The 5,712-nt window shown below is 61.0% G+C and carries 7 protein-coding genes and 1 pseudogene; 4 read left to right on the top strand and 4 right to left on the bottom strand.

What is annotated here, in order from left to right; genetic code table 11:
• Window positions 1–26: 26 nt before the first annotated feature.
• On the bottom strand, window positions 27–953 hold the full coding sequence (locus tag EOA29_RS22820) for an NADP-dependent oxidoreductase (RefSeq protein ID WP_126092286.1): 927 nt from the start codon (window positions 951–953) through the stop codon (window positions 27–29).
• An 89-nt stretch (window positions 954–1,042) separates the two neighbouring features.
• Here EOA29_RS22820 and EOA29_RS22815 point away from each other — a divergent pair, with 89 nt between their 5' ends.
• Window positions 1,043–1,447, top strand: a complete 405-nt coding sequence (locus EOA29_RS22815; RefSeq protein WP_126092287.1) for a helix-turn-helix domain-containing protein — start codon at window positions 1,043–1,045, stop codon at window positions 1,445–1,447.
• Between the two features lie 86 nt (window positions 1,448–1,533).
• On the opposite strand, the gene EOA29_RS22810 is transcribed toward EOA29_RS22815, so the two are convergent.
• A complete protein-coding gene (locus EOA29_RS22810) occupies window positions 1,534–1,911 on the bottom strand; it encodes a flagellar export protein FliJ (RefSeq protein WP_126095789.1) in 378 nt (125 codons plus the stop codon).
• Between the two features lie 448 nt (window positions 1,912–2,359).
• Between EOA29_RS22810 and ctrA the strand changes: the two genes are divergently transcribed.
• A complete protein-coding gene (ctrA, locus tag EOA29_RS22805; RefSeq protein WP_006203583.1) occupies window positions 2,360–3,055 on the top strand; it encodes a cell cycle two-component system response regulator CtrA in 696 nt (231 codons plus the stop codon).
• A gap of 69 nt (window positions 3,056–3,124) precedes the next feature.
• Here the strand turns inward: ctrA and EOA29_RS22800 are convergent, their stop codons facing one another.
• Window positions 3,125–3,493: a response regulator gene (locus tag EOA29_RS22800; RefSeq protein WP_126092288.1), complete on the bottom strand. Its 369-nt coding sequence runs from the start codon at window positions 3,491–3,493 to the stop codon at window positions 3,125–3,127.
• 234 nt (window positions 3,494–3,727) lie between these two features.
• Entirely contained in the window at window positions 3,728–4,357 is a 630-nt protein-coding gene (locus tag EOA29_RS22795) for a histidine phosphotransferase family protein (RefSeq protein WP_126092289.1), read from the bottom strand.
• A gap of 345 nt (window positions 4,358–4,702) precedes the next feature.
• Here EOA29_RS22795 and EOA29_RS22790 point away from each other — a divergent pair, with 345 nt between their 5' ends.
• Window positions 4,703–5,284 (top strand): EipA family protein, encoded by a 582-nt coding sequence (locus tag EOA29_RS22790; RefSeq protein ID WP_126092290.1) that lies wholly within the window; start codon window positions 4,703–4,705, stop codon window positions 5,282–5,284.
• 140 nt (window positions 5,285–5,424) lie between these two features.
• Window positions 5,425–5,712 (top strand): annotated as a pseudogene (locus EOA29_RS22785) (hypothetical protein); the annotation flags it as partial.

Raw genomic sequence — 5,712 nt, 5'->3', positions numbered from 1 at the left:
TCCCACTTTCGGGAGACATGCTTTGGTCAGACCGTTAGCACGACCTTGCCGATCGGCCGGGTCGCAAGGAAGGCATGGGCTGCGCCTGCCTGATCGAGCGGGAAGGCTTTCGCCACGTGGGCCGACAGCTTCTTGGCATCGACCAGCCTGGCGAGTTCGACAAGGCCCTCGCGGTCGGGCGTCACCGACATGCGCTCGACGCGGATGTTCCGCTCCTTTGCCTTCGCCTTTGTCGTGTCGTGGACATTGAGCAGCGAGACCAGCACGCCACCGTCCCCCAGCACCTTAAGCGACTCCTCGGCGTGGTCGCCGCCGACAGTCTCCAGCACCAGGTCGAAGCCGCCGGCCTTCTCAGTGAAATCACCCTTGGTGTAGTCGAGGACCTCGTCGGCGCCGAGCGAGCGAACGAAGTCGAGCTTGCCCGGGCTGGCGGTCGAGACGACATGAGCGCCGCGTGCTTTGGCGATCTGCACAGCCAGATGGCCGACACCACCAGCCCCGGCGTGGATCAGCACGCGCTGGCCGGACTGAATGCGGCCGTGCCGGACGAGGCCTTGCCAGGCGGTAAGGCCAGCCAGCGGCAGCGCCGCGGCGTGGACATGATCGATGCCGGCAGGCTTGATGGCGATCTCGTCCGCCGGCGCGGCCGCGAGATCGGCATAGGCTCCGACCTGTTTCGGAAAGCGCGGCATGCCGAACACATCGTCGCCGACCTTGAAGGCGGTCACGCCGGCGCCAAGCGCCTCGACGGTTCCGGAAATATCCCAGCCGAGAATGAAAGGCGGCTCGCCAAGCAGGGGGTAAAAGCCGCCGCGCACGGCGCCATCGACAGGGTTGATGCCCGCCGCCTCGACGCGGACCAGCACCTCGCCAGGCTTGGGCGAGGGGTCTGGCTGCTCGGCGACGAAAAGGACGTCGGGTCCACCGACGGAGTTCTGGATAACGGCACGCATCAAGGTCTCCCATGAATGAATATGCCGCTATCATTTGGATAGTAATATTCTGTTGTCTAGTATGTACCTTTTCTATATATAGGTACCTCATGGATAGTGATAACTCCACCCCCTTCGGCTACGATGCGTTCCGGCGCACCTGCCCGTCGCATACCGTGCTCGAGATGCTGGCCAGCAAATGGGTTTATCTGACCGTCTGCGCGCTAAGGCGCGGCCGGCTGCGCAATGGCGAACTGGCGCGCAAGATGGAAGGCATCACGCCGAAGATGCTGACCCAGACGCTGCGTGTGCTCGAGCGCGACGGCCTTGTCCGGCGCGAGGTCTATCCGGTCATCCCGCCGCGGGTTGAATATGAGCTGACGGAGCTCGGCCAGAACCTGGCGGGACTGCTCAGCCAAATCCGGTCATGGGCGGAAGAGCATGCGCCCGACATCAAGGATGCCCGCGCGCGGGCATCGGCGAACCATCAGGACGATATGGCAGTGCTGCCTTGAAGCGGGGGCGCGGGCGGGATTTGTCCCGGCGCGGGTTTCAACAGCGATGCCGGCGGGCACCGGCGTTGGGGCGAATAGCGATCCACTCAGCCGATCATGGCGCTGCGGCCGCCCACTTCCGCGTCGCGGATCTTGCTGTCGCGCGATTCCAGCATCTCCGCCTTGGAAAGCTCCGCTTCAGCTTCGCCGAGTAATGATTCGGCCGTGGTTCGCTGCTGGGCGAGGTCGCCCTGCGAGTTCCTGAGGTTGTCGCGGCGCAGGCGCGCTGCCTTGGCGAAGGTCGGGTAGGCAAAATGGTTGATGTCGGTGATGCCGGCTTTTTTCTCTTCGGCGACGATCTGCGCCTCCAACTCGACGGCCATGCGCTCGAACTCGGCGATCATCATGTCCAACTGCAACAGCTGGCGCCGTTTCTCATTCACCTGAAACTGCTTCAGCCGAACGAGGTTTTCACGTGACTTCATGACTCGGTACTCCCGGAAACGCACACCTGCATATCGTCCCATCAGCCTGGAAAGGCCCAAGCGTCACCCGTTTCCCCCGGCTTTCCCAACGCTATGGGAAACAAAGCCCTAAAGATTTTTGCCGGCGGTAACCATTCGTTTACGGGCATTGTTAATCATACGGGCGAGGACTTAAGGCCGGGTAAAAATTCCGGCTGCGGCGGGAAGCCCAGGCCTGCGAGTCTCTGGAGTCACTTAGGCTGACTAATTAATGTGGTACATGAGCGATTTGGGTCTGTGATTCGTTATTAGATTCAAGTGGGTGTAGAAAGGGGTTAAAAAATCTGATATCGTGTTCGGCACGAAATTAGGATTTGTTAACCAGTCAGTGGCACCTTCTGTTCAGGCAATCACTGCTCCGGTCCCGGACGGGTCGTGACGCGGTCCGGCAGCAGAAAAGGGGAATGAAATGCGTGTTCTGCTGATTGAAGACGACAGTGCAACCGCACAAAGCATCGAGTTGATGCTGAAATCGGAGAGCTTCAACGTCTATACGACCGATCTCGGCGAAGAAGGGGTCGATCTCGGCAAGCTCTACGACTACGACATCATCCTTCTCGATCTCAACCTTCCCGACATGTCGGGCTACGAAGTGCTGCGCACGCTTCGCCTCTCCAAGGTCAAGACGCCGATCCTGATCCTCTCCGGCATGGCCGGCATAGAGGACAAGGTGCGCGGCCTCGGCTTCGGCGCCGACGACTACATGACAAAGCCCTTCCACAAGGACGAACTGGTGGCACGCATCCATGCCATCGTGCGCCGCTCCAAGGGCCATGCCCAGTCGGTCATCACGACCGGCGACCTGGTGGTCAATCTCGATGCCAAGACGGTCGAGGTCGGTGGCCAGCGCGTGCATCTGACGGGCAAGGAATACCAGATGCTGGAGCTGCTCTCGCTGCGCAAGGGCACGACGCTGACAAAGGAAATGTTCCTCAACCATCTCTATGGCGGCATGGACGAGCCGGAACTGAAGATCATCGACGTCTTCATCTGCAAGCTGCGCAAGAAGCTCGACGCGGCCTCCGGCGGCCAGAACTATATCGAGACTGTATGGGGTCGCGGCTATGTGCTGCGCGAGCCTGAAGACATCCGCGTCAGCGCCTGAGCGGAGCCAAGAAATTCATACGAAAAACCCGGCTTTGGCCGGGTTTTTCGTTTTTTGATATCGAAAATCTCAGGCTGCGATCTTCAGGGAGCGGAAGCTCTCGAGTAACTGCGCCCGGTTGAAAGGCTTCAGCAGATAGCCCTGGGCGCCGGCGCGTTTCGCCCGCATGATCGAAGCGACGTCGACTTCGACGAGCGAAACCAGGATCTGCGGCTTGACGGGGCTTTCGATGGCGCGGATGCGGCGAATGAGGTCCACTGCCTGCATGTCGGCCAAGCCGCCGTCGACAACGATGACATCGGGCATTTCGGTGGAGCACATCTCGATCGCATCAAGCCCGTTGGCCGCTTCGATGACCAGGATGTCCGAACCGCCAAGGATACGCTTTGCAACTTTCCTGATGACGCTCGAATCGTCCACGAACAGGCAGCGCTTCATTTCCGGGTCCTCTTTGCCATCTGCCGAACCGGCAACCTCCGGTAACCGTGGGGCACCTTAGAGCAATCCGGTAAAGAAGCTGAAAAGCCGTTAGGTAAAGTTTTTCCAAAGAGGCGCGTTGCGCGCTTTTTCGCCGCCGAACCAATACACCTGCAATGGTAAGGATTGCCCCTCTGGCATTGCAAGCGGAAATATCAGTGGAATGAATACTTGACCTGTTCTTGGCCGTTGTCTTCAGGCCGCCGACAGCACGATCTCTTCGGCCGTCGCGTGAATCGAGATCGTCATGTTGGCCTCACGCGCCAAAAGCAGCGTGTAATAAGGCTGGACCGAGTGGGCGTCGATGGGCTCTTCGGGCTTGTGACCGGAATGCAGCTCGAGGAATTTTGGCGGCACGCGCAGCATCGGGCCGCTGGCCGACAGCGAAAAACGCGGCTCGGTCTCGAGGTTCTCCAGCGTGACCACCAGTTTGCCGCCGCGCGGTATGGCGGCATTGGCGACGAGAATGAGATTGAGCAGCAGCTTGACTTTGTTCTTGGGCAGCAGCGCGCGAGCCCCGTTCCAGACCAGTTCCGGCTTCTCATTCTTCAGAAAGGCAATGGCTACGGCCTCCGCGTCGCCGGTGTCGATCATCATGCCGGCAGAGCCGGCGGCGCCGAAAGCGATGCGGGCAAACTGCAGGCGCGCCGAGGCGTTCCTGGCGCTCTGGCGGATCAGCTTCATGGCGTCTTCGTCGGCGCCGCCTTCGTCGAGCAGTTCGAGGCCGTTGTTTATGGCGCCGACCGGCGAAATGATGTCATGGCATACGCGGCTGCACAGAAGCGCCGCCAGATCGGGGGCGGAGAGGGTGAAGAGCTCGGCCATCGGATAAATCCCTGCTAGTTCACATATTCATGGCCGAGCGACCGATTTTCGCGCCCGCCACGCGAATCACGCTCTTTCCAACGCCCTCTGAATACACAGCGCCCGCCCGTGCATCAACAAATCCGCAGCCGCGGACGGCGAAAATGGTGCGTTTACGCCTTGAAAACGAGGCTAAAGGGACTGTGCCGGGCCGCCAGCCTTCGAACTGCCATCTTCCTGCGCCAGCTTAATGGTTGAAAAAGGATTACGGCATAGTTTGCCCGTGATAGTCATCTCGAAGCGGCCGCCAAGAGCCGTAGGGGTACGAGGCGTCGGCGAAAGTGCTCCCTGACGGAGATTGGAAGCATGTTTTCCCGATTCTATGACCGGACTATCGTCCGCGTCCTCACCATGACGATCGCCCTCGTGGGCGTCCTCATCTTCTCGACCTCCGCGTCGCGGGCCCAGGAATATACCGCCCAGGAGATCATCGATTCCGGCCACAAGTTCTTCGGCGCGACGTCGGGCGGCCTCGCCACCGTGGTCGAAAAGATTTTCGCGTCCTACGGCCTGCCCAACGGCTATCTGCTCGGGGAAGAAGGATCCGGCGCGCTGATCGGCGGCCTGACCTACGGCGAGGGCACTCTCTACACCAAGAATGCCGGCGACCATAAGGTGTTCTGGCAAGGCCCGTCGCTCGGCTGGGATTTCGGCGGCGAAGGGTCGCGCGTGATGATGCTGGTCTACAATCTGGACGACATCAGCAGCCTCTATAACCGCTTTGGCGGTGTTGCCGGTTCCGCCTATGTCGTGGCCGGCGTCGGCTTCAACGTGCTGCAGAGCAACAGGGTGCTCATCGTTCCGATCCGTACCGGCGTCGGCGCCCGGCTCGGCGTCAATCTCGGCTATCTGAAGCTTACCGAGCGGGCGACCTGGAATCCGTTCTGAGCGGACAGGATTGTCACAACCGCTCGGATAAGCCTGATCGCGCCGTGGCAAGCTCTTGCCGCGGCGCTGGATTTCCGCCATGCCAAGGTGGCACAGTCGGGCATTGGCGGGTTGCCGCCTCGCATACGGATTAGTCCATCTTGGTCCAGTCGGTCCTGTTCTTCGCACTCGGCTTCCTCTGCGCCGTCTTCCTGGTGTCGCTGATCGCGCCGGCCGTCTGGCGGCGGGCCGTCGTCTTGACGCGCAGGCGCCTCGAAGCCTCGATGCCGCTGACACCTGCCGAGATCCTGGCGGAGAAGGACCGGGTTCGCGCCGAATTCGCCATGACCACGCGCCGGCTCGAGATGAACATCAAGAGCCTCAAGGAGAACGCGGCCGAGCAACTGGTCGAGATCGGCCGCGCCCGCGAGGCGCCGAAGGGGTTGACG

The organism is Mesorhizobium sp. M1E.F.Ca.ET.063.01.1.1 (assembly GCF_003998155.1).
GTDB lineage: Bacteria > Pseudomonadota > Alphaproteobacteria > Rhizobiales > Rhizobiaceae > Mesorhizobium.
Note: the sequence above shows the minus strand (reverse complement) of the source record. Positions and strands in the feature narration are given on the sequence as shown.

Bases quoted from the DNA above. Each gene is read 5' to 3' on its own strand.
- EOA29_RS22820 (WP_126092286.1), bottom strand. From the start codon at position 953: ATGCGTGCCGTTATCCAGAACTCCGTCGGTGGACCCGACGTCCTTTTC.
- EOA29_RS22815 (WP_126092287.1), top strand. From the start codon at position 1,043: ATGGATAGTGATAACTCCACCCCCTTCGGCTACGATGCGTTCCGGCGC.
- EOA29_RS22810 (WP_126095789.1), bottom strand. From the start codon at position 1,911: ATGAAGTCACGTGAAAACCTCGTTCGGCTGAAGCAGTTTCAGGTGAAT.
- ctrA (WP_006203583.1), top strand. From the start codon at position 2,360: ATGCGTGTTCTGCTGATTGAAGACGACAGTGCAACCGCACAAAGCATC.
- EOA29_RS22800 (WP_126092288.1), bottom strand. From the start codon at position 3,493: ATGAAGCGCTGCCTGTTCGTGGACGATTCGAGCGTCATCAGGAAAGTT.
- EOA29_RS22795 (WP_126092289.1), bottom strand. From the start codon at position 4,357: ATGGCCGAGCTCTTCACCCTCTCCGCCCCCGATCTGGCGGCGCTTCTG.
- EOA29_RS22790 (WP_126092290.1), top strand. From the start codon at position 4,703: ATGTTTTCCCGATTCTATGACCGGACTATCGTCCGCGTCCTCACCATG.